This window comes from Microcoleus sp. B13-B6, assembly GCF_036705405.1.
In the GTDB taxonomy this organism is placed as follows: Bacteria; Cyanobacteriota; Cyanobacteriia; order Cyanobacteriales; family Microcoleaceae; genus Microcoleus.
The window spans coordinates 35,830-61,431 of sequence record NZ_JAUBUJ010000018.1 but is presented as its reverse complement, the minus strand read 5'-3'; the positions used below and the strand labels follow the sequence as shown (position 1 = coordinate 61,431).

The 25,602-nt window shown below is 45.7% G+C and carries 22 protein-coding genes; 7 read left to right on the top strand and 15 right to left on the bottom strand.

The annotated features are described in order from the left end of the window. Nucleotides 1–2: 2 nt before the first annotated feature. The 3 genes from argZ to QUB35_RS10785 all read right to left on the bottom strand — a co-directional run bounded on the left by argZ (nucleotide 3) and on the right by QUB35_RS10785 (nucleotide 7,341). Complete coding sequence (gene argZ / locus QUB35_RS10795; RefSeq protein ID WP_333141926.1) at nucleotides 3–2,117, bottom strand: bifunctional arginine dihydrolase/ornithine cyclodeaminase; 2,115 nt, start codon at nucleotides 2,115–2,117, stop codon at nucleotides 3–5. A gap of 377 nt (nucleotides 2,118–2,494) precedes the next feature. After that, nucleotides 2,495–5,647, bottom strand: coding sequence for a PAS domain-containing protein (locus QUB35_RS10790; RefSeq protein ID WP_333141925.1), 3,153 nt, complete (start codon nucleotides 5,645–5,647; stop codon nucleotides 2,495–2,497). 755 nt (nucleotides 5,648–6,402) lie between these two features. Next, complete coding sequence (locus tag QUB35_RS10785; protein WP_333141924.1) at nucleotides 6,403–7,341, bottom strand: glycosyltransferase family A protein; 939 nt, start codon at nucleotides 7,339–7,341, stop codon at nucleotides 6,403–6,405. Between the two features lie 388 nt (nucleotides 7,342–7,729). Here QUB35_RS10785 and QUB35_RS10780 point away from each other — a divergent pair, with 388 nt between their 5' ends. Next, nucleotides 7,730–8,938: an argininosuccinate synthase gene (locus QUB35_RS10780; protein WP_333141923.1), complete on the top strand. Its 1,209-nt coding sequence runs from the start codon at nucleotides 7,730–7,732 to the stop codon at nucleotides 8,936–8,938. Between the two features lie 468 nt (nucleotides 8,939–9,406). On the opposite strand, the gene QUB35_RS10775 is transcribed toward QUB35_RS10780, so the two are convergent. The 5 genes from QUB35_RS10775 to QUB35_RS10755 form a co-directional block, all read right to left on the bottom strand. Further along, nucleotides 9,407–12,049 (bottom strand): polynucleotide kinase-phosphatase, encoded by a 2,643-nt coding sequence (locus tag QUB35_RS10775; RefSeq protein ID WP_333141922.1) that lies wholly within the window; start codon nucleotides 12,047–12,049, stop codon nucleotides 9,407–9,409. Nucleotides 12,050–12,058: 9 nt separating this feature from the next. After that, nucleotides 12,059–12,382: a type II toxin-antitoxin system PemK/MazF family toxin gene (locus QUB35_RS10770; protein ID WP_333141921.1), complete on the bottom strand. Its 324-nt coding sequence runs from the start codon at nucleotides 12,380–12,382 to the stop codon at nucleotides 12,059–12,061. Then, complete coding sequence (locus QUB35_RS10765; RefSeq protein WP_333141920.1) at nucleotides 12,376–12,714, bottom strand: AbrB/MazE/SpoVT family DNA-binding domain-containing protein; 339 nt, start codon at nucleotides 12,712–12,714, stop codon at nucleotides 12,376–12,378. The genes QUB35_RS10770 and QUB35_RS10765 overlap by 7 nt, the downstream gene beginning before the upstream one ends. Before the next feature lie 66 nt (nucleotides 12,715–12,780). Next, a complete protein-coding gene (locus QUB35_RS10760) occupies nucleotides 12,781–14,250 on the bottom strand; it encodes a 3' terminal RNA ribose 2'-O-methyltransferase Hen1 (protein WP_333141919.1) in 1,470 nt (489 codons plus the stop codon). A 105-nt stretch (nucleotides 14,251–14,355) separates the two neighbouring features. Further along, nucleotides 14,356–15,828, bottom strand: a complete 1,473-nt coding sequence (locus QUB35_RS10755; RefSeq protein ID WP_333141918.1) for a GTP-binding protein — start codon at nucleotides 15,826–15,828, stop codon at nucleotides 14,356–14,358. Between the two features lie 528 nt (nucleotides 15,829–16,356). Between QUB35_RS10755 and QUB35_RS10750 the strand changes: the two genes are divergently transcribed. From QUB35_RS10750 to QUB35_RS10740, 3 genes are all read left to right on the top strand, one after another. Then, the gene (locus QUB35_RS10750; protein ID WP_333141917.1) at nucleotides 16,357–17,199 is read left to right on the top strand and encodes a type II CAAX endopeptidase family protein; all 843 of its coding nucleotides are present in this window, start codon (nucleotides 16,357–16,359) and stop codon (nucleotides 17,197–17,199) included. Between the two features lie 523 nt (nucleotides 17,200–17,722). After that, nucleotides 17,723–18,232, top strand: a complete 510-nt coding sequence (locus tag QUB35_RS10745; RefSeq protein ID WP_333141916.1) for a hypothetical protein — start codon at nucleotides 17,723–17,725, stop codon at nucleotides 18,230–18,232. After that, nucleotides 18,229–18,696 carry a hypothetical protein gene (locus tag QUB35_RS10740; protein WP_333141915.1) on the top strand — a complete coding sequence of 156 codons (468 nt, stop codon included), beginning with the start codon at nucleotides 18,229–18,231 and terminating at the stop codon, nucleotides 18,694–18,696. Before QUB35_RS10745 ends, QUB35_RS10740 begins: the two co-directional genes overlap by 4 nt. Before the next feature lie 136 nt (nucleotides 18,697–18,832). Here QUB35_RS10740 and QUB35_RS10735 read toward each other — a convergent pair whose 3' ends face one another. The 3 genes from QUB35_RS10735 to QUB35_RS10725 all read right to left on the bottom strand — a co-directional run bounded on the left by QUB35_RS10735 (nucleotide 18,833) and on the right by QUB35_RS10725 (nucleotide 21,855). Then, nucleotides 18,833–19,210: a HEPN domain-containing protein gene (locus tag QUB35_RS10735; RefSeq protein ID WP_333141914.1), complete on the bottom strand. Its 378-nt coding sequence runs from the start codon at nucleotides 19,208–19,210 to the stop codon at nucleotides 18,833–18,835. Beyond that, nucleotides 19,200–19,664: a hypothetical protein gene (locus tag QUB35_RS10730; RefSeq protein WP_333141913.1), complete on the bottom strand. Its 465-nt coding sequence runs from the start codon at nucleotides 19,662–19,664 to the stop codon at nucleotides 19,200–19,202. Before QUB35_RS10730 ends, QUB35_RS10735 begins: the two co-directional genes overlap by 11 nt. 418 nt (nucleotides 19,665–20,082) lie before the next feature. Further along, nucleotides 20,083–21,855, bottom strand: a complete 1,773-nt coding sequence (locus QUB35_RS10725) for a bifunctional serine/threonine-protein kinase/formylglycine-generating enzyme family protein (RefSeq protein WP_333141912.1) — start codon at nucleotides 21,853–21,855, stop codon at nucleotides 20,083–20,085. 56 nt (nucleotides 21,856–21,911) lie between these two features. Here QUB35_RS10725 and QUB35_RS10720 point away from each other — a divergent pair, with 56 nt between their 5' ends. Continuing rightward, a complete protein-coding gene (locus tag QUB35_RS10720) occupies nucleotides 21,912–22,289 on the top strand; it encodes an S-layer protein (RefSeq protein WP_333141911.1) in 378 nt (125 codons plus the stop codon). Nucleotides 22,290–22,370: 81 nt separating this feature from the next. Here the strand turns inward: QUB35_RS10720 and QUB35_RS10715 are convergent, their stop codons facing one another. From QUB35_RS10715 to psbH, 4 genes are all read right to left on the bottom strand, one after another. After that, a complete protein-coding gene (locus QUB35_RS10715; RefSeq protein WP_332958583.1) occupies nucleotides 22,371–22,637 on the bottom strand; it encodes a DUF3146 family protein in 267 nt (88 codons plus the stop codon). Then, the gene (pth, locus tag QUB35_RS10710) at nucleotides 22,634–23,296 is read right to left on the bottom strand and encodes an aminoacyl-tRNA hydrolase (protein WP_015176009.1); all 663 of its coding nucleotides are present in this window, start codon (nucleotides 23,294–23,296) and stop codon (nucleotides 22,634–22,636) included. Before pth ends, QUB35_RS10715 begins: the two co-directional genes overlap by 4 nt. Then, nucleotides 23,297–23,557, bottom strand: a complete 261-nt coding sequence (locus tag QUB35_RS10705) for a TatA/E family twin arginine-targeting protein translocase (protein WP_333141910.1) — start codon at nucleotides 23,555–23,557, stop codon at nucleotides 23,297–23,299. 151 nt (nucleotides 23,558–23,708) lie between these two features. Then, the gene (psbH, locus tag QUB35_RS10700; protein WP_015176007.1) at nucleotides 23,709–23,912 is read right to left on the bottom strand and encodes a photosystem II reaction center phosphoprotein PsbH; all 204 of its coding nucleotides are present in this window, start codon (nucleotides 23,910–23,912) and stop codon (nucleotides 23,709–23,711) included. A 212-nt stretch (nucleotides 23,913–24,124) separates the two neighbouring features. Here psbH and psbN point away from each other — a divergent pair, with 212 nt between their 5' ends. Further along, the gene (gene psbN, locus QUB35_RS10695; RefSeq protein ID WP_190742515.1) at nucleotides 24,125–24,256 is read left to right on the top strand and encodes a photosystem II reaction center protein PsbN; all 132 of its coding nucleotides are present in this window, start codon (nucleotides 24,125–24,127) and stop codon (nucleotides 24,254–24,256) included. 244 nt (nucleotides 24,257–24,500) lie between these two features. Next, nucleotides 24,501–25,601 carry a chorismate synthase gene (gene aroC / locus QUB35_RS10690; protein ID WP_333141909.1) on the top strand — a complete coding sequence of 367 codons (1,101 nt, stop codon included), beginning with the start codon at nucleotides 24,501–24,503 and terminating at the stop codon, nucleotides 25,599–25,601. The last annotated feature ends 1 nt before the right edge of the window (nucleotide 25,602 follow it).

Below are 25,602 nucleotides of genomic sequence, written 5' to 3'. Positions count from 1 at the left end.
ATCTAAACAGATTGAGCTACATGATGGCGGCTAGTCAATTTATCCAATTGATTCACCAACAAACTTAGGAACAATCCGACATCGGTAACAACTCCAGTAGATTCGATCGAACCCCGATCGCTCAATTTCGTCACCACCGCCGGATTAATGTCCACACAGACCATCTTCACACCAGCCGGCGTCATATTTCCCACACCAATTGAGTGCAGCATAGACGACAGCATTAACACCATATCCGCACCCCGTAACAGCTCAGTATATTCTTCTTGAGCCTTAACTAAATCCATTTGCGTGTCGGGAAGTGGCCCGTCATCGCGGATCGAACCCGCCAGAGAAAACGGTATATTGTTCTTCACGCACTCGTACATCACACCGTTAGTAACCAACCCTGCTTCAACAGCTTTTGCAATACTCCCGTAACGCCGCACAGTGTTAATTATTTTCAAGTGGTGCCGATGTCCGCCGCGCACAGCAACACCGCGTTTCATGTCAACCCCTAAAGAGGTTCCCATATTCGATTGTTCCATGTCGTGAACCGCGATCGCATTTCCGCCCAACAACGCTTGCACGTAACCTTCGCGAATCAAATGCGCTAAATGTTCGCCACCGCCAGTGTGGATAACAACAGGCCCCGCCGTAACTACAACTTTGCCACCGCGATCGCGAATTTGGCGCAATTCCCACGCTACTTGTTCCACCACCAATTCTACGCGGCGCTCGCTAGAAACGCTGCCCGACATAAAGCTGAATTCTTGAGAATTGCGCTGTTCCCGCGATTCTGTTTTGCGGATGGTGCGGATACCCACTACATCTACAACGACTTTTTCTCCTACTTTTAAATCGCGCAATAATTTGCATTTAGCCACTGGGCCATCAGCGGTTTCAGTAATAGCAACAGCACCATCCATCCGCTGATTTTGCGCTTTCACCCACTGACCATTTACCCGCACTTCCGTGGGATAAATCGTACTAACATAAAAGTCGTCCGGGCCAACGCCATCTTGCACTACCGGTTCTAAAATAGCGTCGCAAATCTCTTGTGGTGGCGGCACTGCACCCAAGTCAATCAGCATTCCCATCATTTCTTCCATCACATCGTGGGAAGGAGCCGAAACTTTAACGTCCGCAGATGATGTGCTTTGCCGCTGCTCTCCCAGATTGAAATTGAGCACTTGGAAACTGCCACCGAGATCGACAATTAAGTCTAAAGCACGGCTGATTAAACCCGCATCGAGCAAGTGACCTTCCATGCGAATTGTGCGGCTTTCTACCATCACGTTTGCCGATCGATCTTCTTGCACTGGTTCCGTTACCCGTAGCGTCAAACACTTACAGGCGCCGCCCGCTTTTAGAAATTCGCTCATCGGCGTTTCAATTACTTGAAAACCAGCCTGAGTAATGCGCGTTTTCAAGGCTTCGCTAACCTTGTTCATTACCACAACTTTGTCAATATTGACCGCATTGCAGGCAAAATTTGCGGCATCGGCTTCTTCAATAGCAATGCGTTTTTCCGGCGCAACTCGCATTTCGATTAAGCGGTTGGAATACGAGTCAAATGCTGCTGGATAGTAGAGCAAATATCCGCCTGTCAGAGGACAAAAACAGGTGTCTAGGTGATAGAAACGTTCGTCAACTAAACGCAGGGAAAGCACTTCTATGTTGAGCCATTTTGCTAGTAGCGGGTGCGAGTCGAGTTCGGAACGGAAGCCGTATCCGGCCCACAACCAGCGTCCTTCGCGATCGAGCAAAGCATCGCCAGCGCCCTCAAACGGCAAGTCTTTCGGGAGTTCGTGCACGGTGAAACCTTTGCTTTCAAACCATGCTTTGAAATAGGGTTCTTCGCCTTGGCGTTCTTTGTGATAGAAACGGCTGAGGACGAAGGTATTGCCTAAAAGTAAGCCTGCGTTGGCGGTGAAAACCATATCCGGCCAGCCTTTTGCCGGCGGTACGAGGTCTACAACGGCGTTGTCTTTGAGGACGTGGTAAAGTTTTTCCCACTGTTCGACGGCGCGATCGCGCGATGATTTGTGGACATTTCCCTCCATCCACGGATTAATCACGTAATCCACATCGTAGTGGTCGGGAGCACACATGAGGAAGCGAATTGAGTCAGTCATAATTCAGTTAAAATGTGGTAGACGCTACAGCAGACGTATGTTGACAGAGTTTGTATAATAGCAACTGTAATATTCACTACTAATTTTAGCAGCGCAACGTCTGGAGCCTCAAAAGGCTAACTCTTTATTATATCATGTTTAAGATGAGATTACATTAAATGACAGACCGTTCGCAGGAAATACTGGAGAAAATGTCAGGTTATGACGCACTCTAAAATAGGTTCTGGTAGACGATTAATATCCTGTGCGTTGAATTGCCCCTAATCTGACGGTGCAGGGGCGTTTACGCTCGTCTGTGGCTGATATTATAGATTGTTGGTGAACCCGCCCCCACCAGAATTAGGGTTAATTTACCCGACATGATATGACAGCTTCTCCTAACTTTCAACTTTCAACTTTTGCGAAATCGGCAGTTCGATCGCAAATTCTGTTCCCCGGCCAACTTCTGAATGACACTCCAACTTACCGCCGTGGGTGTCTTTAACTATTTGGTAACTAATCGACAACCCTAAACCAGTGCCGCTGCCGACAGGTTTGGTAGTAAAAAACGGGTCAAACATCCTTGACTGAACTTCGGGAGGGATACCGGGCCCGCTGTCAACAATCCGCACACACACTTGATTTTCGCTGCTGAGTTCAGTAACAATGCGAATCTGGTTAACTTTGCAAGTACAGTGGGCTGATGACTCTTCTATAGCGTCGATCGCATTCACCAGCAAATTCATAAATACCTGGTTTAATTGAGCCGGATAACACTCGACTTTGGGCAGGTTCCCGTAATTTTTAATAACTTGAATCTCCCGACGTTTTGGCTGTGACTGGAATCGGTGCTGCAAAATCACCAACGTGCTCTCTATTCCTTCATGAATGTCTATTACTTTGCGATCTGTTTCGTCGAGTCTAGAAAAGTTTCTCAAAGACAGCACTATCTGCTTAATGCGGTTAGCACCTTCTTGCATTGAAGCCATGATTTTCGGGAAATCGCCAGCTATAAAATCCACCTCGACTTCTTCCAATTCTTGGGCTATTTCTGGAACTGGTTCAGGATAGTATTGCTGGTAGAATTGGAGCAACTTCACCAAATCGCGAGCGTACTGTGCGGCGGGAATAATATTGCCGTAGATGAAGCTAATCGGGTTATTAATTTCATGGGCTATTCCGGCTACCATTTGCCCGATACTTGACATTTTTTCGGATTGAATAAGCTGAGATTGAGCCTTTTTTAAGTCGGCCAGAGTTTGTTCTAACTGTTGCGCTTTTTCTCGTTCTCGCTGTTCGCTAAATTGCAACTCTACTTCGGCTTGTTTGCGATCGCTAATATCAATATGGGTGCCCGTCATCCGCAAAGGATTTCCCGAAGCGTCGTGTTCCATCACCTTCGCTTGAGCTAAAATCCACTTCCACTCGCCGGATTTTGTCAGCATCCTAAATTCCACTTCGTAAGTAGGATTTTTGCCTTCCAGGTGAGCATTTAGCGCTGCTTTAGCCGGAGACAAATCCTCTGGATGTACCAGTTGCTCCCAGGATGCAAAACTATTTGCTATTTCCTCTACTTCATATCCCAGCATCATTTTCCACCGGGGATTAAAATAGACTTCTCCCGTGGCCAGATTCCAATCCCACAATCCCATCGCACTGCCTTCAAATGCCAGATAAAAACGTTCTTCGCTAATTTGCAAAGCTGCTTCGGCTTGTTTGCGATCGCTAATATCCATCACTGTTCCCAACAGTTTGATTACTTCCCCTGTTTCACTAAAAACAGCTTCTCCCCTTCCTTCGAGGTATATAATTTGACCGCTAGGATGCAAAAATCGGAACTCTCTTTTGTAGGAAATTCCTTGTGAGATAGTCAGGCTGACTGTTTGTTGAAATAATTCTCTGTCGTCGGGATGACACATCTTTAAAAGTTTGGCAGATGTCGGTTCAGTTGCACTTGAGTCAAGACCAAAAATGCGGAATACTTCTTCTGACCAAGTGATTTTATTTGTGACTAAATCAAATTCCCAACTGCCGATATGGGCAATTTTTTGGGCTGCTGCTAGACTAGCTTCGCTTTGTTGAAGTTTAAGTCGCTGTTGTTTATCTTGTTCGAGAAGATTGGCTTGAGCGATCGCAATTCCCATTTGTGCCGCCACAGTTTTCAATAATCCGATCTCATCTGGTGTCCACTGGCGCGGGCGATCGTACTGGTGCAGGCATATCATTCCGTTGGCTTTTCCCTGGTAGGAAGTGCGGATGGATATCATCGACTTCAAACCTATTTGACCGCACAAATCTCGGACGTTTTCTAGCAGCGGTTCGGAAAAAACATCGTCAGAAACTACAGCTTGATCTTGGGACAATAAAAACTGAACGTGAGGATTGCCATCTATGGGGATTTCTAAATCTAAAAGCGATTTGGAGGCGGATTTTCTGTACTCAGCGACATTAACAATTCTGGGAATAGGGTGTTCTGTGTAGGTGTGAACCAAGCAGCAATCAGCATTAAAAATGCGACCAATTTGGGCAGTCGCTGTTTGAAAAACTTGCTCCTGCTTTAAGCTGTAACGAATTTCCAGAGTAATTGTTTCTAGCAGAAATCTTTGCTTAATTTGCCGTTCCAAAGCAGCTAAAGCTGTTTTAAGTTCGAGTTCGGCTTGTTTGCGATCGCTAATTTCAGTAGCCGTTCCTAAAATTTTCCAAGGTTTGTCGTCTGGTGTTCTGGCGAACACTGTATCCACGCTAACAAACCAGCGATATTCACCATTTTTGTGCGGAATTCTGTACTCAAACTCAAAGCTTTCACCGTCTTTTGCTGCCTCAATCCTGCTCATGTGTTCTAAGAATCCGGGCAAATCGTCAGGGTGTATTAAGTTAGGAAGAAATCCTCCTGCCATCTGCTGGATTTCTTCAAGGGTGTAGCCAATATCGCTATAGATTTCGCGGTTGATATACAGAGTTCGCTGTTCAATCAAATCGGAAACGTACAAAAGATTAGGATGTGTTTGAATTACCGCCGACAGCCAGCGTTGGCTGTCTCGGAGTTCGGCTTCGATCCGCTTGCGTTCTTCTATTTCTGCTTGCAGCAGCGCATTTTGTGCTAAAATTTGTTTATAAAGACGGTTCAGAAGCAGTTGATTTTCGACACGGCTCACCACTTCTTCTGTTTGAAATGGTTTACTAATGTAGTCGGCCCCCCCCACCGAAAAAGCTTTGACTTTATCAAAAACTTCATTTAAAGAGCTAATAAAAATCACAGGAATGTGTTTGGTTTGCGGACAAGCTTTTAGCTGTTCGCAGACTTGATAGCCATCCATACCGGGCATCATAATGTCCAGCAAAATCAAATCCGGTGGACTCGACAGAGCAAAGTTAAGAGCCAATTTGCCATCTCGTGTCGGCCGCACTTTATATCCCCGCTTAGACAAAAGCTGGGATAAAAGTCGCAAGCTTTCTGGATGGTCGTCCACCATTAAAATATTTTCTTGTAAGACAGTGTTTTGAAGTCTAATTGTTTCTAGTCTTGGATTTTTATCGTCAGTTGTATTCACAGTAAACCCTCCAACTCTTCAAGTTGTATATGTGGGAATATTTTTAAAGTCATTAACCGCTTGTAGCTAACACTCTCCGATGAACCAGCACAACTATTGACTATATAGCACACTCCTAAATCATCTGTCATTATATCAAAAACAATGCTCTTTTGAAAATGTTGGTGGCTCAACTTATCGGAGCCGAGTTAGAAAACAGCCTTGATGCCTCAAATCACAGGCTAAGCAAGGAATTTTGATTAAAGGTAAAACTTGTACTTTTACAATTTTTATAACCCGGTTTTTCCTCCCTTTACCGGGTGGCTCTCTATTGTGTTTGGTCACTAGATACCCACACTCGAAAGGTTAATTAAAACAGACCGGAACATGGGTGTCAACTTAAGACTAAAGTTCTTTTTTTTCTGGTTTGTATCCAAGTCTTGAGTTCCCTAAATCCAGGGCGGTTTCATTTTTTTGTAGGGGCAAAACCCACGCCCGGTTCCACCGATGCCTGAAATGCCCATGAAATCATCTCTGGGTGGGGGCGGGCATTCTTGGCACCCCCCTACAAAAGCCTGGTTTTTCGTAGGGGCAATCCCCCGTGGTTGCCCCGAAACAGCCCTGTTTCCTAAATCCCCCTTCTGAAGCAGCGCTAGGGCAGTGTAGGCATAATTGTCAAACAGTATACCGTTACTAATTATGAGCTTAAGTTGACACCAATGGCCCCTGAAAGACTCCTACAATATATTATATTTTATTTGCGCTGTCGGGCTGATTTATGGTATGTTGTTCTCGGCCTGCAATTCCCCGCAAGCGGCGTACACGGCTTTCACGTTATACCAATTCAGAAAAATCCGAGCAATTTCTAGAGCTAACTGCGGCTTGCCTTGGTCAATCAACCACTGCAAAAAAGGAGTCATCGTTCGCTCATTTAGCATTCCACCTAATGATAAAAATCCCCACAGAATTTGGTGCAAAACAGTCATTTGAATCATCATCCGTACTTCCCAATTTGGGTGTTTTTGATAAAACAAAACTCCCATTCTACCGCGCTGAATTTCGCGGTCAATCATGCCAGGAATTTGCTCTAAACTAAAAGGTGGATGCCAGTGATAGCCGACAGCAGCCGGACATTTAATGAGTTTCAAACCTAATTTTTTTAACCTGACACCCAATTCTAAATCTTCCCATCCGTACAGTTGAAAGCGAGTGTCAAAAAGTCCAGCAGCCTGCAGCCAGCGGCGGGCGATCGCCACATTTCCCGTAGCAAAATAAGCCGCCGAAAAATCGGTAATTTTGTAAGGTTCTGAGGTAGGATTGTCGAAATTGCAAGTATTAATCACGCTGCCGTAAGTAAAAACAGCATCAGTATCTTTGTAACCCTGTAGTAAAGCATCGGTGTGTGCTTGCAAAAAATGCTCTGTTACCACCAAATCGCTGTCAATAAAAATAATCGTATCGCCCTTAGCATCTTCAACGCCCAAATTCCGGGCCGCCGCCGGGCCCTGGTGAGATTGACAGATCGATCGCACATGAGGCAACAAGTCAGCATTTGCGGCCAACCACTCCAGCGTCCCGTCCGTCGATCCGTCGTCCACGACAATTACTTCATACTCTCTGACAATCTCACCGAACTGCTGATTTTCCAAAGCCAGTAGACATTTTGCCAAAATCGGTTTACGATTATACGTCGGAATCACAACACTAAAAAACACGGCTTTTCCCCATCGCCACAGTTACCGTATCCCACGGTAGCAGATTTTCCGCAGCAACTCCCCCGGTAAATAGCCAAGTTTAGCAAAAAAAGAATATATAAATCTGTACTATTTCTGACAAGAATCGATCTCAATTAGGTGCATAATGAAAAGTCGGTTAAATATCACATCTTGCACCATTCTCCAGAACAGGCAAGATGCCTGTTCCACAAACATTTAATTTTCTTGTGGGGCAGGCATCTTACCCCATTCTCTCGAACAGGCAAGATGCCTGTTCCACAAAAATGATATTTTTTTGTGGGGAGTAGGGGTTGGGTCGAAGAGCCCGCCCTGAAAAGCTTAGTGACAAGGGTGCAAGATGTCAGTTAAATTCAGGATGTAAAGAACAATGAGTCGCGCTAAAAAAGTTGTCCTAGCATATTCCGGCGGAGTCGATACCTCCGTCTGCATTCCTTACCTCAAAAACGAGTGGGGTGTTGAAGAAGTAATTACTCTGGCCGCGGATTTGGGACAGGGAGACGAATTAGAACCGATCCGCAAAAAAGCTTTAGCATCCGGTGCTTCGGAATCTTTAGTTATTGATGCTACCGAAGAATTTGTCAAAGACTATGCGTTTCCAGCGATTCAAGCTAACGCACTTTACGAAAACCGTTATCCCCTTTCGACTGCCCTCGCTCGCCCGCTGATTGCTAAATTGTTAGTAGAAGCGGCGGAAAAATACGGTGCAGATGCCATCGCCCACGGTTGCACCGGCAAAGGAAACGATCAGGTGCGGTTCGATGTGTCGATCGGCGCGCTCAACCCCAAGATTAAAATCTTAGCACCAGCGCGGGAGTGGAAAATGAGCCGCGAGGAAACGATCGCATACGGCGAAAGATGCGGCATTCCGTCGCCGGTGAAAAAGTCTTCGCCTTACAGTATCGATCGCAACTTATTAGGAATGGCAATTGAAGCCGGAATCCTCGAAGATCCTTGGGCGGAACCGCCAGAGGAAGTTTATTTGATGACAAAGGCGATCGAACAAACTCCCGACACACCCGAATATATTGAAATCGGTTTCGAGTTCGGAAATCCTGTCACTTTGAACGGCAAAAATTTATCACCAGTCGCCTTAATTTCCCAACTCAACGAAATAGTTGGAAACCACGGAGTCGGCCGAATCGACATGATTGAAAACCGCCTCGTCGGGATTAAATCGCGGGAAATTTACGAAACACCAGCGATTTTAGTTTTGATGCACGCGCACCGAGACTTAGAAAGTTTGACGCTGACAGCAGATGTGACGCGGTACAAGCGAGGCATCGAAGAAACCTACAGCCAAATGATTTATAACGGTCTTTGGTACAATCCTTTGAAAACAGCTTTAGACGCATTTATTCAGGACACGCAAAAGCGAGTAACTGGAACCGTGCGGCTCAAACTGTTCAAAGGAAATGCGACAATTGTTGGCCGCAAATCGGAAAATTCCCTGTACAGTTTCGACTTAGCAACCTACGGCGCAGAGGACGAATTCGATCACAAAGCTGCCGAAGGATTTGTCTATGTTTGGGGACTACCAACCCGCATTTGGTCGGAAAAAAATAGAGGTTACAAATAGGAAGCAATTAGGGTTAAAAACCTGATGTTAAGCCAATACGGCTCAGTTAAGCTCGATCCCCCCTAGCGCCTAGGGCGGGCACGGGGAGTAGGGGTCGCACCGCCCCTACGAAGGGGAGTAGGGGGTGGGACAAGAAATTACTCTTGCGTCCCCCTTCTTAAGGGGGATTTAGGGGGATCTCGCCCGGAATAAATAGTTTTAACTGAACCTTATTGGATGTTCAGCCGCCGATTCGTGGAATTAAAGTAGGGTGTACATGGCGAACCTTATTTGCTGCACTCGCCCAACCTGTGCCAATTACCTAAGTTCTGAGTTAGTAAAATACAGTAATAATTGGTAATTGGTAATTGGTTGTTTTTCTAATAATTTGTTAAACTGTCTTCAGACAAATTTAGCTTTGAGGCAGGGGTTTAAACCCCTGCCAGATTACTGTCAAATCGAGATTTTTGCCTGCTTTCTACCTTCCGATTACAGCCTCGGATCGACAGGTTCGCTCTCCATCGCTAAAACTCCGAAAACGCACTCGTGAACTTGTCTCAAAGGAGCACCCGCAACAAATCTCTCCAATGCTTCTATACCGAGAGCAAACTCTCGCAACGCCAAAGAACGCTTGCCGGAAAGTCCGCGCGATCGCAGTTTTTCTAAATGTTCCGGCAAAGAATATTCCAGACCATAAATAATTCGCAAATACTCTTTACCGCGACATTTTACCGCAGGCTGTACAAGTCCTTTGCTATTTTTCACAATAAAATCCATTGGTTTAACAACCATTCCTTCGCCTCCCGCCGCCGTCAGTTTTTCCCACCATTGAATCCCCGCCAATTGGCTGTCAAAATCTGCAATTTCAACTATTTTGTATTCAGTAGCTAACAGGAATTCCGGGTCAGCTTGACAAATTTGTGAAATCTGTTCCATGTGCCAACAGTGATTTTTGTCAGTGTGAACAGTTCCCTCGGTTGCCAAGATGTGGAAAGGTGCTAATTTGAGGTCGGAGAGCGATTTTACTGGCCAGCAGTAGCGCTGATAGGCATGAACATAGCGATCGGCTAGTTCGGCTCGCTCTTGATAGCTGATTAGCAAAGAATTGATTTCAACTCCCCGCTGGTTTGCCTGTTCTAAGTTCTTAATCGCCTCCGCAAACCCGTGACGAGATGCTGTTCCCACGGCGGCGTATTGCTCTTTCAATAAACCTTGAGCTTTGGCTGACCAAGGCATTAATTCGCAGTCCAAACACACCCAATCAGTTTGAAATTTCTCCCAAAAATTGCTGGCAGTGAGAGCGACATTTACCCGCGCTAAAAATTCTCTTTCTAAGGTAGAATTATCGAAAAAATGCCGTCCCGTGCGGGTGTAGCAAATGCCCATACTCTCGCTGAGAATGCCAAAGCGGCGTAAAGCTGCCGATGCGTCGCGGCAAACGATCGCAACTGCACGGGAACCCATGTGCTTTTCTTCGCACACAACTGTCGATATGCCCTGCTGTTGGTAGTAGCTAAATGCTTCGGCTGGATGTTCTAAAAGTCCTGGTTTTTTGGAGGTAGCAGCGGGAGACATTGTGGGCGGTAAATAAATCAGCCATTTGGGATTGGCGGCAAACCGACTCATTACTTCTAGGGCTGCGATCGCATTTTCTTCTTTAATCGTAATGTTACTTTGCAGGCGAGTTGAAATGATGCGTTTTCCGAGTACGTCGCTAATGTCCAGTACGTCATCAAACTGCTGTTGGGCGGTGAGATTCACTGCCGCCAAACCGCTATCGATCGCGGGTGAATTAATGTCTCTATTGTTAAGTGGAGTTGGGCTGTCTTGAAAGAGGATCGGTTTGGCAGGTTCGCAGTAAATTCTAGCAGCGGGAACGCTGACAAATTCTCTTTCGGGATACCGCAAAGCTGTTAGTTTGCCTCCGAAAACGCAGCCAGTGTCAATATCAACAGTATTGTTCAACCATTCTGTTTCTGGAACGGGGGTGTGTCCGTAAACAACCGCTGCCTGACCTCGATATTCGGCGGCCCAATTGTAGCGGACGGGCAAGCCGAATTCATCGATTTCGCCAGTTGTTTCTCCGTACAAGGCGAAATCTCGAATGCGGCGCGATGCACGTCCCTGAAATTCAGCTTTCATCCCAGCGTGGGCGACGACTAATTTTCCGCCATCGAGGACGTAATGCCCAATCAAACTATCTAAAAATTGGCGAATTTCTCGTACTGCTGATTCGCGCAATTCATCCGGTAAAGCGGCAATTTCTGCTAAGGTTTGTTCGAGTCCGTGGTTGATTTTGACATTTTTGCCGTTGAGTTTTCGCAGCAGTTTGATGTCGTGGTTTCCAGGTACGCATAAAGCTGTTTCTGCGAGTACCATGTTTCGCACGAGTTTGAGGGTGTCGAGAATGCGCGGGCCCCGATCGACCAAATCTCCCAAAAACACGGCTTTACGCCCTTCTGGGTGCGCGTAGGTGGGAAAATTCCCCCAATCGGATTCGCTGGATTTTTCGATAATTTGATAGCCCAAGTGTTGCAGCAATTGTTCCAATTCGTCGCAGCATCCGTGAACATCACCGATGATGTCAAAAGGGCCGCAGTCGCCTTTGCGATTGTTCCACAGCGGTTGTCTTTCGACTTCTACGGCGTCGATTTCCTCTGGGGAACGGAGGACGTAAACGTAGCGAAATCCTTCCCTATCTAGAGATTTGAGCGATCGCTTTAAATTCTGAACGTGGCGGCGAATTACATGATTTCCGAAATTGCGGTTTGCACGTTGTTGATTGCGATCGGCACACAATTTTTCTGGTAAATCTAGCACAATAGCAACCAAAAAGCAATGGTATTTTCGGGCTAATTCCAACAAAGGTTTGCGGCTTTCCGGCTGAAGGTTGGTGGCATCAATCACAGTTAGCTTACCTGCGGCCAGACGTTTAGCCGCGATTAAATGCAATACTTCAAAAGCATCAGCGGTGGCCGCTTGATTGTTTTCGTCGTCGGAAACCAGACCGCGGCAGTAATCCGATGAAATGATTTCTGTAGGTAGGAAATGCTGCCGCGCCAAGGTGGATTTGCCGGAACCGGATGCACCGATGAGAACGACTAGGGATAGTTCGGGAATCGTGATTTTCATTTAATAATATTATTCAGCAAACATCTGTACCAAAGTATCTAAAACTGCTTTTTGTTCGTCAGCGCTGATTTGACCGAGATATTCATCTAATCGATTTTTGTCAACAGTCCGAATTTGATCGAGGACGATTTGCCCATCTTTGCCTTGAAAATGACAATCTATGCGGCTGGGATATGGTCGCCTCTTCGTTGTCATTGGAGCAATGATGACAGTGGCAATGCGCTTGTTCATCTCATCTGGTGAAATCACCAAACAAGGTCTAGTTTTCTGAATTTCACTGCCAACGGTGGGATCAAGCTTAACTACAAAAACATCAAAACGTTTGACTACCATTCCCACTCAAGCTCCTCCCACTCCGTAGTGGTGACATCATCAAGAAGGACATCATCATGTTGGTCTGCCATTTTTGCGAACGCTTCCTCCCAGCCGGCACGCGGTTTTGGGGCTGCACCAATGACGATCCAATCGGCAGGCGGTTTTTGGGCTGAACCAATGACGTACCAATCGACACGCGGTTTTAGGGCTGCACGAATGACAATCCGATCGCCGTGAACTTCGATTTCTACTGCTTCGCTAATACCAATTTGCTCTAACAAAGATTTGGGAATGCGAATGCCCTGAGAATTGTCAATTTCAACGATCTGGGTTTGAATAGATTTACTCATAGCGGAAGCCTGCTTTTTTCCAAGTTTAACTATATTGTAAGCACAAACAGACTGTCCGTATTATTTTCACTGGGCGAATATTGCCATTTGCGTAGGCGAACCTACTTCTAAATCTTCGGTTCCCACACAACGAAACTCTACCCCACAGCCAAACCGTTCGGCAACCCCTTTCGCCCAAGTTTGAAATTCGGCCCTTGTCCACTCAAAGCGGTGATCCCGGTGGCGAAATTTGCCCGCTGGCAAGTTTTCAAAGCGAACATTATATTCAATATTTGGAGTTGTGACGATCGCACTTTTCGGTCGGATAAATTCAAACAAAACCCGCTCAAAAGCAGCTAACCGTTCTAAATCCAGATGTTCGATCACTTCAATTACCGCCGCCGCATCAAAACCAGTCAAGCGGCTGTCCCGATAAATTAGCGAACTTTGAAGTAGTTGAATCCGAGATTGTTTTGCGGGAGACAATCGATCGATTTGCAAACGTTCCCTGGCAATTTCCAATGCCCGAAAGGACACATCGACGCCTGTAATTTGTTCGATCGAGTTTTCTTTCAAAAGCAGTTTCAGCAGTTTTCCCTCACCGCAGCCCAAATCTACCACTCGCTTAGCACCACTTTGCTTTAAAACCTCCGTCACAGCTTCCAAACGCTCTTGATTCAAGCTAATTCGCTGTTCTAAAACTTCCTCTTCTTGCTGATGAGAAACTTCGAGATACTCAGGGTCAATATTATCTTCTTCTGCTAACTGTGCCACAGCAATTCGCGTCAGACGGCGCTGGCGTTTCAGATAGCGGTTGGCAATTTGTTCGCGGGCGGGATGCGCGTTCAACCAACCTTCGCCGTGATGCAATAACTTCTCGATTTCATCATCGCCCACCCAATAATGTTTGTCGTCATCCAAGACGGGAATTAGCACGTAAAGATGGCTTAACAAATCCGCCAAACGAACTGTATTTTGCAGTTCCACAGAAAAGTAAGGACTCGCGCCCCAGTCGGGAAATTGCTCGTCAAGAATCAGGGGTTTTGCTGCGACTTGATAGCCCAGGGGCTCAAACATTTGCCGCAGGAACTTCTCGCCACCGCGACAGGGCAAAACCGACAGATTAACTGTCAAAGGAATAGCTGTTTCTGCGAGTTCTGGGCGGTCTTTGCAGCGACCGGATAGAGCTGTACTAAAGACTTTGGCGAGGGCGACAGACAGAAAAGAAGAGGCAACGTAGGGGCGATCGTTCACGTATTGTTCGAGGGGGCGATCGCCGGATTTCGACTTGCCCCGCACCAAAGCAACCGGATCGACATCTAAGAGTAAAGCCGCCGTGCACCTTTCTGCATTTGCCTCTGGATAAAACACGCTGGCTTGCCCGAAAGTCATCGGAAAGGATTGATGGCGATCGGGATGTTTGTGCAGCAAATAACCCAAATCTGTAGCAGGTACGCGAGTTGTAGAGATGGTTAGTAACATAATATTAGGAATTGGGCATCGGGCATCGGGCATCGGGCATCGGGCATTGGGCATCGGGCATTGGGCATTGGGCATTGGGCATTGGTTATTGGTAGTTCCTCACAAATAACAAATAACTACTCACTGTCGATAATTAATCTGTGTATCCGTGTCAAAATCAGTGTCGTGCCTTCCTTCTTCTCACTGCAATTTCTGTTTTTCCACACTTCCCAAATCCAACTTAGCCCGCAACTCTTCCTTAATCCGATTTAAAATAGAATCCTCATCCAAAGAAGACAAAATCTTGCTCACAACAGCCTTTGGCCCATCATCTCCCCAAGAAGCACCATTAGCCAAATAAGCCTTAGTAACTTGACCGATACCATAGGAAGAAACCCCCGCGATCGCAGCTTGCGTCACCGCCACAGACAAATAAGGCCCTAAAGCCAAACCCCCCGTCGCCGGCGTCGCCAAACCCAACAATCCTTTCAACGAGCTCAAACCAAAATTAGCCAGCAATTCGCCCGCAGTAATTCCCCCCATACTAATCGCAATCTTTTGCAGCAATTCCACCGCGCCCGCTTCCGTCATCGCAATGCCGTAAACTTTAGATAAAGTTAATATCATCACCACATCAATTACCGCACCGCTAAGAATATCAACTACAGTAATTGGATTAAGTGCGATCGCCACAGCTTTAGTCATTACCGCGTTCCAGATAATTCGATTAGCCGCCTCATCGCGAATTTCCATTTTTCGCTGCACCAAATGCTCGTTAATATCCCCCGCACAGAGCATCGTATTCAGCGCGACCAAAGATTTGCCTTCTCGGTCTAAAATCTCCAAAATCTTTAATTTTAAATCTTGCACTTGTGGCAAACTGCGAGTCATTTGCACGCCCATACTGCCGTCGGGCCGGCGCACCGCCCTCGCCGTCAAAGGCGAAGCCGCCGCCATCACAATTTCATCGGGAGACAACAATTCTCTCACGCGATCGTCTCGAATTTTATGATAAATTGCCAGCCTGTCTGCATCAGGATACTGGTCAATTTTATTAAACACTAATAACATCGGTTTTCCGGCTTCCCGCAACTGCGAAAGTGCTGCGTATTCCACCTTTGTAATGTCGCCAGCAACTACAAACAAAATCAAATCTGCTTGTTGAGCAACGCGACGCGCCAACATTTCGCGAGTTTCGCCGTCAACTTCATCTATTCCCGGAGTATCGATTAATTCTACTTGCGACAAACGGTAAATAACTGGCGAAAGTCGTAGCGTAGCGGGGCGTAAGCCATCGGGCAAATTCTCATCAATTCCCTCTCCGACATCCCACTGCCCGATAGTCGTCGTGCGAGTCACCCCGTGAGTCGGGCCAGTTTCAAACACATTTTGACCTAGCAGCGCGTTCAAAACCGAAGATTTTCCCCTTCCCACCATCCCAAACACAGCTATTTGCACGCAAGCGCGCTCTAGCTTGTCGAGCATTTTCTCCAACCCGCCAATTTCCGGTTCCAGTCCAGTTCGCTCTTGAACTGTCAAGTCGAGATTTTCTACTATATCTCGCAGAGCATCTTTAGCGTGGCGCAGGTTGAGTTCTGCCTGAATGTCTGCGAAGCTTAAAATTGTGTCATCTAATTCGCGATCGACATTTGAAAAATCCGAGGCTTCAGTCATTGTTACCTTATGTTATAGCTTTGCTTCATTTAAAGTTTCAACCGATACGATGCCATTCTAGCTTTTTCCGTCTGCTTTGTACATTCTCTCGGATTTATCCAACTCTAACTCTCGGATTTACTCAAGCCTGACTCTCGGATTTACCAAATTCTAACTCTCGGATTTACTCAAGCCTGACTCAGCCAAAAGTTCTCGCATTCACCCGCAAGCCCGCCGGGGATTTAAATCCCCGTCTTATAGCAAAAGTCGGTTAAAACTGATATCTTGCACCCTTGTCAAGAACTGGCAAGATGCCCGTTCCACAAAGAATGAGTCTTCTTGTGGAACAGGCATCTTGCCTGTTCCTAAACAAGTAATTGAGAATGGTGCAAGATGTGAGTTAAAACCGACTGCCAACCTAAATTAGATTGTGATAAATTTCAGTCCTCTTTGAGAGGACTTTCGCTATGAGACAGGGGTTTTTAACCCCTGTCGGACAGTCCGACAGACCAATAAGCCGATTTACCCAATTTCAACTCATTTACAACAATGATTAACCGCCTCCAAATAATAGCCAGTTATCCATTTCTTTTACGTGTGATAATTTTTATATTAATTTTGCTAGCAATCTGGTTGCCCCTAGCAGCACCAATTTACTTGTTAGTTAAAGATAGCAACCTTGCAACTATTCTCACTATGGCGCTGTTGTTTACAGAGTTTCTCTTTTTGGTGCGGATCTGGGGAAAAAAGGTTTACGGACAAACCCAATTACTCAAAAGTTACGGTTTAATCAATACGCGAAAAAACGGTTTTGAGCTTTTAATCGGATTGGCGATCGGACTTTTGCTCACTTTCAGCTTATTTGCGGTGCAAGGGCTGTTCGGCTTAGTCGCGTGGCAAAATTCTGATAATTTGCCGAGAATCATCGCAGAAGGGCTGTTAAGCGCCCTTGGAGTCGGTTTTGCGGAGGAGTTGGTATTCCGTGGTTGGTTGCTGGACGAGTTGCAGCGGGATTACAATTATAAAATATCTCTGTGGGTGAATAGCCTGGTGTTTGCCCTATCTCATTTTATCAAACCTGTCGCGGCAATGCTGGAGAGTTGGCCGCAGTTTCCGGGGTTGTTGTTGCTGGGTTTGATTCTGGTTTGGGGAAAACGATCGCGCCAAAATCGCCTCGGTTTGTCGATCGGGCTTCATGCAGGTTTAGTCTGGGGATATTACATGATTAACATCGGGCAGTTAGTGCGATATTCGGCATCTGTTCCCGACTGGGTGACAGGAGTTAACGGCAATCCGCTAGCTGGGGCGATCGGGCTGTTGTTTTTGAGCGTATTGGCTGTGGGAATGCGGCAGATGTCCGAACGTTCAAAAGGTTCGCAGTCAGGACTTTAGTCCTTCTTCCCAAATTTTTAGCCTTTATTCTTTAGTCTCTTAGAGAGGGACATCGTTTGTCTAGACGCGGTTTCAACCGCCGATTCCTCTACTCTACAACCAACCTTGGGAAATTTTTATGCAGCTTGCTGAACTTCTACCACACCTGAAGCATTTGCCTCACGCTGACAAACTTTTACTACTGCATTTTATCCAATCGAAATTACTCCAATAATCACACATAATTTTCCTAGAAAATTAAAGCAAACTATCTAGCACAAACTCCTACAACTATTTTGAATCTGCTGCTGTTTTAGCAAAGGCTTGATCAGATTAAAAAGCAGTAAATTATGGTTGATAAAGTCAGATTTACGTTTACTGAAATCGCTCCGCAACTGGGTGCATTAAGTACATTGCCTTACTTGCCACTAACCTTAACTTATCAGAATAGCTCTTTAAGTGCATCAGCCTTGCTATCGCTAACCCAAATCATTTATTATTGATGTTAATTGTGTTATACTGAACTCATACAGACGCAAAAACCATGCTAAGTGAATCTTCGCGCTTTGTTTACGGCGATGAATTAATTACCGCAACAGAATTGAACCAGCAACCGAATCGAGTTCTAGATTTGGCGATGGAGCACCCTGTCACTATCACTCGCAACGACCAGCATTTTGCTTTACTGCGCCGGGAAGAGATGACGTTGTGGGTCAAAGCTGCGACGCTTTCTTTGACTGTATTTGAAGTGACTGCCGCTGCTTACCGGCTGCGATTGGGAGAAGCGATTAGTTCAGAAAATCCCTATCACTGGCTGACAGCATTTGACTCAGATGAACTCAGCGAATTGATTGCTGAATTAGAAAAAGCTTACCGACTTGCTGAGTCGGAATCGGGCGCGTGGAATCAGATTGAGATTGTAATTCATGAATGGCATGAAAGCGCTAAAGCAATTTCTAGCCCGGAACTCGCAGCAGCTTTCAGCGATGAAATTGACGAAGTTTTGCTGACACCACCTCAAATAGAAAGCACTACTGAATCGACTCAGGTATGACGCACACTCCACCCACTCCAGACGATTCAGAAAGCGGGGTTTCCTCTGAAGAACTTTCCGCACCTGTACCCGTGCTTTCCGAGTTGGTAATCCCGCCTGAAGAAGCACTTACAGCACCCCGAACATCCCTATCTACTCAAGAAAATGCAGCCGAAATTATCGCGCAATTGCCTGAATCGCCCTGGTTAGTAGTAGCAAAAAACCGACGGGTTAACCGGGATTGGGAAGCTTTATTGTTACGTGTCCCTGAAAATGCTCGTCGCTGCTATCAAGATTTATGTACTAGCCCGATGGTGAGAAAACCGAGGAGAGTTTTTCCGTTAAAAGGCAAACTTTATCAAGGTGCGTGGGAATATGAAGTAACAAGTTCAGACAGAGTATTTTATGTACCGGATGAACACAAACGCAAGGTGCTTGTTTATTACGCGGGAACCCATCCTAAATCAGCACCAACTCCTCCGTAAATAAACCAGGCTATTTCAACTTTTAGCGTTGGAGTTTGAGCCGATTTATCCACCAAATTTTGATCCATGACTCCACCGGCTTATCCAGCAACAAACCCGACTCCAGCAAAAAAGCATTATCAGATTAAATTGATATTTAGAGATTATTTAGGTTATAAATTATTTCTTGAGAACGCTTGAGCGCAATAGTAGCAATCGCAGATAATAAGGGAAAATTATCGTCATAGTCTGCTTGATTTCGATATCGGCGCAACACTGCTAAATTATCGGCGATTAATTGATATCTTGAGTCAGGATTAATATCAAATTCTTGCCAAACATAGCGGTGAATATCGCTAGTTTTTGGCAGGGAATGACCTTGTTTATCTCGCAAATAGTTCCGCGCTAAGATAAAAGCAGCATAATAGGAACGACTGATAGCATCCCTCAATCGCGCCTCCTGTTCAGCAGGAATAGTTGCTTGACCAGCAAGTTCTTTTGCTAAATTTAGGTATTGCGACCAATCAAAACTCATCAGTATATTCCAAAATCGTATAAAAATGCTCCCGAATTTCATGGGATAATTCCCTAGACCAATTTTTACGCAATTCGTCTTCTCTATCCATTGCTTCATCGGGATCGAGGTCTGTCAAGATGATTGAGAGAACCAGATGAACATAGTTAGGGATTTCGGGGTCATTGATGACTTGAAGTAATAGTTTTTGTTCGGGAAAATAATTGCTAATCTGAACGGGTGCTTCTAGCACAACGGGAAGTAAAAACGGATATTTGTTAATAAATTCAATAACTTCTGTTTTGTCTCGGAAAATGTATAATTTTTCTAGGGTTTCAATGTCTGATTGGGAAATGAGGAAAGGCGCGACTCTGGGTGCTGATATCTTTTGTAAGATTAAGGATGCTATGGCATTTTGTTCTGCTTCGGGTAGTTGAGAGACGGTGGCAAAAGTTTCTGCTAATAGGTTATTCATTTTGTAAATCTCCTATGCGACTATTCGTGAGAAAAATCAATATTTCTAATTATAATCTGTTCGGCGGTGAATCTGAAAAAAAAATAGTTTACTACGCTGGAACCCATCCTAAATCAGCACCAACTCCTCCGTAAATAAACCAGACTATTTCAGCAGACTTGTCTATACAGAAAGCATTGACACAATGACAGTGATTTTCCCAAACAGAACTTACGCACAGGTGCCCAGAAACCGGGTTTTTTGAGGATATCCTTCGCTGTACTCCACAGATTAAGTAAAAAACCCGGTTTCTTTGTCGGGAGTGCATCCACGAGTGCAAAAAAAAATCGAGTCACCAGAGGTCACCAAAAAAGTGAAAAAGAAAAAAGAGTAAAGAGCAAAAGGGCAAAATAGCAAAGAAGAGTCCTCGCGGGGAAAACTAGGACGACGAAGAAACCGAAGCAACCGCTACGCGAAAACCCCAGCTCCTCCACCTGAGATCCGACGAGTTGTAGCCACGATTGGCACTACGGCAATTGACCGCATAGTTGAGCCAGGAGCCACCACGCAGCACCGGGTAATTACTATCTCCACCACTTTCCCAGGCACTTCCATCATTCGGCGCACCGTTATAATTATCGTGGTAAATATCTTGACACCATTCCCAGACATTCCCGTGCATATCATAAAGTCCAAAGCTATTGGGTGGAAAACTACCCACAGCAGTTGTTGTTTCACGATAGATTCCCTTCGGTGCAGAACCGTAGGAATTATTGCCACGATAATTAACTAAATCCGGGGTAACTGTGTCCCCAAAATGAAATGGAGTAGTTGTCCCAGCCCGACAAGCATATTCCCATTCCGCCTCACTAGGAAGGCGATAGCTTCTACCCGTCTTCTGAGACAATCTCACACAAAATTCAACAGCATCATTCCAAGAAACGTTTTCTACAGGCAGGTTTTTACCCTTGAAGTGAGAAGGGTCGGGTTTAAGGTAATACTGAATTTTGGGCAATTTAGCTACTGCTGCCCACTGTGCTTGATTAATCGGGTATTTCCCCATCAGAAACGGTTTGATTGTCACCTGATGTTGAGGTCTTTCATAGTCATCGCTTTCTGCTTCACTTGCAGGTGCACCCATTTTGAATTTGCCTTTGGGGATAGAAACCATTTCTAAAGTAACGCCATTGGCGATAGTTTCTGTAAAAACCTGTGCTTGACTTTGGCTGCGCTTGATGATTTGCCCCTTTGAATTCACTGTCACCGTTTCAAATTGAACTGTTTTTAGGGAATTTGACAATACTTTTACAGGTTGAGGCGATTTGTTCCCCAAACTTTGATACACCGTTCGTGTCGGTGGCGGTGGTGGTGGCGGTGGTGGCGGGAAAGACCGCGACAAAGATAAAATTGCTTGCAATGCTTCCTCTGCATTTTGATAACGCTGACTGAAATTGTCGCGCACCATTTTATCTAACACATTTGCTAAATTATTACTAACTTGCGCCCGATTTCGCCAAATAACTTCTCCCGTCTGCGGATCTTCTGCTAAGGTATGAGGATGTTGACCAGTCAATGCTTGAATCCCAATCATCCCCACTGCATAAATATCGCTACACAGTTTAGGTTTGCCCTTCGCTTGTTCGCTCGGCATATAACCAGCAGTACCAATTGCAATAGTTAAGCTAGTTTGCCCTTGAGCATTAACAACCATTGCGCTAATTTCCTTGACAGCCCCGAAATCAATCAAGATAATTTTACCATCTTGGCGACGCATTAAATTATCAGGTTTAAGATCGCGATGAATCACCTTTTGCTGATGAACAATTGCTAAAACTTCTAAGATATCGTGCAATAATTTAATAGTATATGATTCGCTTAATTTTTTACCTGGAATCAGTTCTTTCGTAAGGTCGTGTCCGGCGATAAAATCTTGCACCAAATAAAATTCCCCATTTTCCTCGAAGTGGGCGGAAAGCTTGGGGATTTGGTCGTGTAGCTTACCCAATTTATACAGAGTTTGTGCTTCTGCGTCGAATAAGCGTCTGGCAATCAGCAAAAGGTCAGGGTCAGCGTTTTGCGGTTTAAGATGTTTGACAACGCACTGGGGATGTCCGGGTAAGTCTAAATCTTTGGCTAGGTACGTGTGCCCAAAACCGCCTTTCCCCAAGAATTTGATAATTTGATAATGATTGCGGAGGGTACGACCCAGCATAGTTTTCAGGGAATGCAGTGGAAGTTAGGATATATTGTCGCACAAGAGGAAATTAGATGCTTAAACTCAGAATCGTTTCCACAATTATACTGCTAGTTAGTGCCTGTTGTTCATCTCCCGCACAGGCGCAAAATCCTGCACCAATAAAGCCCAATAATTCTTTAGGTCAAGTGCAGTCAATGCGAGAACAAATTCTCAATGCTTGCGTGCAGAATCGGGCTGAAACCCTGCCAAATCCTTTTACCGATGTACCTTCCAATCACTGGGCTTACAAAGCTGTTTTGACAATGTATTATTGCGGGCCTTACCGAGAAGGGACGCCACCTGCTTTAATTAAAGAATTACTGGAATCGGGAGATACTACTAGAGAAAGTTTGCCTTCCCGATTACCGTTTCGCAATTTCCCATTACAGCAATTCCCCATAATTAATTAAAGAATGACTGGCATCGGGATATTTTACTAGAGGAAGTTTTTATTCCCCATTGCCTTTTCCCCATTTCCCATTACCAAGATTTTAAAACTCAGCCCGAACCGTAAACGAATAATCGCCACCTGGTTCTAATTGATAATCCCATTTTTCCAGAAAACGGTGCAGCGGTTCCTGAATCAATGCCCTACCCTGAGAAGGCTCAAGTATCAGTGTTTTTTCTGACGTGAAACGCCACTGAAACTGCCACTCAAAATTGCCGGCAGTCACTTCACCCTCAATCGTGCCTTTTTGCCAAGATTGACCAGTAACCCGGACATATGCAGTTGTTTCAGGCAAACGTCTCGAACTCACCTTTTTGTTTCCGCGTTTGTTTCTGCAATTGTGCGACTATTGTAAAGGCTCATGGCTTTTTCTACTCCTTGGTGCAGGCTTAGTTCCACAGCTTCTACAACCAGTTTAAGCACTTTCTCTACTAACTGACTTTCCTCTGAGGAAAATTTTCCTAAAACGAAGGAAATCGTATCTTTCTCATTTTTAGCAGCATCGTTTTGAGGTTTGCCGATGCCAATCCGCAAGCGGGGAAATTTGTCTGTGCCCAAATGAGAAATTGTCGATTTCATGCCGTTGTGTCCGCCGGCAGAACCGGCAAGCCGCATTCTCAATTTCCCGATCGGCAAATCCATATCATCGTATACTATTAATACCGATTCCGCAGGTATTTTGTACCAATCCGTCGCCGCCCGAATCGCTTGACCCGACAGATTCATGTAAGTAAGCGGTTTCAGCAAACGGATTTTCTGTCCCCGCGGCCGGTTTCCCTCGCCAAATATGCCTTGAAATTTGCGATTTTCCGACAGCGAAATCTGCCAAGATTTAGCCAAGGCATCGACAGCATTAAAGCCTATGTTGTGTCGGGTGCGATCGTATTTAGGTTCGGGATTTCCCAAGCCAACTATTAGCTGGGGAATCACTAACTCCGCTGGTGTTTCCGACTTCTGAGTGTTGTTCATTTAAATGTCTGTGCTATCTTCCTTGGGAGTAGCCGCCGTGAGTTTTTCAGTTTCCGGTTTGCGGCTAGTTGCTACTGCTTCTTCTAACTGCTTAGCTTCCCGCGTGAATTCCGACTCAAAATCCCGCGAAGCGTCTTGAAAGCCCCGAATTGCCTTCCCCATACTCCGGCCGATTTCAGGTAATTTTTTCGGACCAAACACCAATAGGGCGATCGTAAAAATAACTGCCATTTCCGGCAAACCAATGCCAAAAATATTCATGGTTTTTCTCCTGCAATTTGTTTAGTTACTTCTTGTTTATTTATGGCAAAAGTAATCGGAAAGGGTAAGGAAAAACGGGAAAACTTAGCTTTTGCCCTTTCTCCTCAACCCTCAGCTTTTACTTTTAGCCTTACTGTTTTGCGATCAATTTTTAGCGGCCGAGACTCGACCAATCCATATCCACACTCTCCAGAATCAGTGAAGAGTTGTAGATTTGCAAAATAATCAACAAGAACACGAAAAACAGTCCAATGAACACGCTCATCAATAGCGTGGTTCCCCAGCCGGGGGCTACCTTGCCGTATTCCGAGTTAAGGGGTTTGAGTATATCTCCTAACCAAGTCCGTTGTGCCATAAGTCACCTGCAATGAATCTCTACAGAAAAGTTTGACATATTTCTACCGCTAATTGCGATCGCAATTTCTCAGAAATGCTGCCGGGGGACTCGGAAAACGGGGAGTGGGGGTTGGCTGCCATACCGTACAGCGCCTAAAATCACGAGACTTTCAGACGGATTGTTATTTTTTGTAATATTATAGAGTGGAGCACTCATAATCGATCAAAAATATGGAACCTGCAGCAGTTCTTGGCATTTCACTGGGCGTGTGTCTGGTGGCTATCACCGGTTTCTCGATCTACACGGCTTTCGGCCCTCCCGCTAAGGAATTGAGAGATCCTTTTGAAGAACACGAAGACTAAAGAAGAAGGAAGGCACAACACGGATTCGGACACGGATACACGGATGAATTTAAGTGTGTTTCCAGATATCTCCTATTCTCTGTCTCTCCCTCTCTCCCTGGTAGATATTCTTCTAGGGGTGGGAAGGGAGTGATGCTGTGGGGCGATCGCCGGTCGCCTACTCGTCAATGGTATATTTTTCATAAATACAGTAAATCTCTATTCCATTTAAGCTAAAAATTATCAAGTTTCAGGGCAAAGCATAATGGGCAATACCTTTGGGCATTTATTTCGGATATCGACATTTGGGGAATCTCACGGCGGCGGTGTCGGAGTAGTAATTGACGGTTGCCCGCCCCTGGTGTCGATCGACGCATCGGAAATTCAAGCCGAACTCGATCGCCGCCGCCCTGGCCAAAGCAAAATTACTACGCCCCGCAAAGAAGCAGATACCTGCGAAATTCTGTCGGGGGTGTTTGAAGGCAAAACTCTGGGAACGCCGATCGCAATTTTAGTCCGCAATCAAAATACTCGCCCCCAAGACTACGCAGAAATGGCGACAACCTACCGCCCTTCTCACGCTGATGCTACCTACGACGCAAAATACGGAATTCGTAACTGGGAAGGCGGAGGCAGAAGTTCGGCGAGGGAAACTATAGGTAGAGTAGCAGCAGGGGCGATCGCTAAAAAAATTCTCAAACAAGCAGCAGGAGTCGAAATAGTCGGCTACGTCAAACGCATTTTTGACTTAGAATGTGTAGCCGACCCGGACACTGTTACCTTAGAACAAGTAGAAAGCAATATCGTCCGCTGTCCAGATGCCGAATGTGCCGAAAGGATGATTGAACTGATCGAAAAAGTTCGCGACAGTGGAGATTCGATCGGCGGTGTAGTCGAATGCGTCGCCCGCAACGTACCCAAAGGGCTGGGAATGCCCGTATTCGACAAACTCGAAGCCGACTTGGCCAAAGCCATCATGTCCTTGCCCGCCAGCAAAGGCTTTGAAATTGGTTCGGGGTTTGCCGGGACTCTGCTCAAGGGCAGCGAACATAATGATGAATACTATACTGATGATAAGGGTGTAATTCGTACAGTGACGAATCGCTCTGGCGGAATTCAGGGTGGCATTGCTAACGGCGAAAATATCATTTTGCGGGCGGCATTCAAGCCGACTGCGACAATTCGCCAGCAGCAGCGCACAGTTACCCGAGAAGGCGAAGAAACGCTGCTGGCTGCCAAGGGACGGCATGACCCTTGTGTTTTGCCAAGAGCTGTGCCAATGGTGGAAGCGATGGTAGCTTTAGTGTTGTGCGATCATCTGCTGCGCCATCACGGACAATGTGGAACCTTAAAGCCTGAATTTTAAA

What these genes read in the sequence shown, in the direction of transcription:
- argZ (WP_333141926.1), bottom strand. Translation starts at nt 2,117, where the DNA reads ATGACTGACTCAATTCGCTTCCTCATGTGTGCTCCCGACCACTACGAT.
- QUB35_RS10780 (WP_333141923.1), top strand. Translation starts at nt 7,730, where the DNA reads ATGAGTCGCGCTAAAAAAGTTGTCCTAGCATATTCCGGCGGAGTCGAT.
- QUB35_RS10775 (WP_333141922.1), bottom strand. Translation starts at nt 12,049, where the DNA reads ATGAAAATCACGATTCCCGAACTATCCCTAGTCGTTCTCATCGGTGCA.
- QUB35_RS10770 (WP_333141921.1), bottom strand. Translation starts at nt 12,382, where the DNA reads ATGGTAGTCAAACGTTTTGATGTTTTTGTAGTTAAGCTTGATCCCACC.
- QUB35_RS10765 (WP_333141920.1), bottom strand. Translation starts at nt 12,714, where the DNA reads ATGAGTAAATCTATTCAAACCCAGATCGTTGAAATTGACAATTCTCAG.
- QUB35_RS10760 (WP_333141919.1), bottom strand. Translation starts at nt 14,250, where the DNA reads ATGCCCAATGCCCAATGCCCGATGCCCAATGCCCGATGCCCGATGCCC.
- QUB35_RS10755 (WP_333141918.1), bottom strand. Translation starts at nt 15,828, where the DNA reads ATGACTGAAGCCTCGGATTTTTCAAATGTCGATCGCGAATTAGATGAC.
- QUB35_RS10750 (WP_333141917.1), top strand. Translation starts at nt 16,357, where the DNA reads ATGATTAACCGCCTCCAAATAATAGCCAGTTATCCATTTCTTTTACGT.
- QUB35_RS10745 (WP_333141916.1), top strand. Translation starts at nt 17,723, where the DNA reads ATGCTAAGTGAATCTTCGCGCTTTGTTTACGGCGATGAATTAATTACC.
- QUB35_RS10740 (WP_333141915.1), top strand. Translation starts at nt 18,229, where the DNA reads ATGACGCACACTCCACCCACTCCAGACGATTCAGAAAGCGGGGTTTCC.
- QUB35_RS10735 (WP_333141914.1), bottom strand. Translation starts at nt 19,210, where the DNA reads ATGAGTTTTGATTGGTCGCAATACCTAAATTTAGCAAAAGAACTTGCT.
- QUB35_RS10730 (WP_333141913.1), bottom strand. Translation starts at nt 19,664, where the DNA reads ATGAATAACCTATTAGCAGAAACTTTTGCCACCGTCTCTCAACTACCC.
- QUB35_RS10725 (WP_333141912.1), bottom strand. Translation starts at nt 21,855, where the DNA reads ATGCTGGGTCGTACCCTCCGCAATCATTATCAAATTATCAAATTCTTG.
- QUB35_RS10720 (WP_333141911.1), top strand. Translation starts at nt 21,912, where the DNA reads ATGCTTAAACTCAGAATCGTTTCCACAATTATACTGCTAGTTAGTGCC.
- pth (WP_015176009.1), bottom strand. Translation starts at nt 23,296, where the DNA reads ATGAACAACACTCAGAAGTCGGAAACACCAGCGGAGTTAGTGATTCCC.
- QUB35_RS10705 (WP_333141910.1), bottom strand. Translation starts at nt 23,557, where the DNA reads ATGAATATTTTTGGCATTGGTTTGCCGGAAATGGCAGTTATTTTTACG.
- psbH (WP_015176007.1), bottom strand. Translation starts at nt 23,912, where the DNA reads ATGGCACAACGGACTTGGTTAGGAGATATACTCAAACCCCTTAACTCG.
- psbN (WP_190742515.1), top strand. Translation starts at nt 24,125, where the DNA reads ATGGAACCTGCAGCAGTTCTTGGCATTTCACTGGGCGTGTGTCTGGTG.
- aroC (WP_333141909.1), top strand. Translation starts at nt 24,501, where the DNA reads ATGGGCAATACCTTTGGGCATTTATTTCGGATATCGACATTTGGGGAA.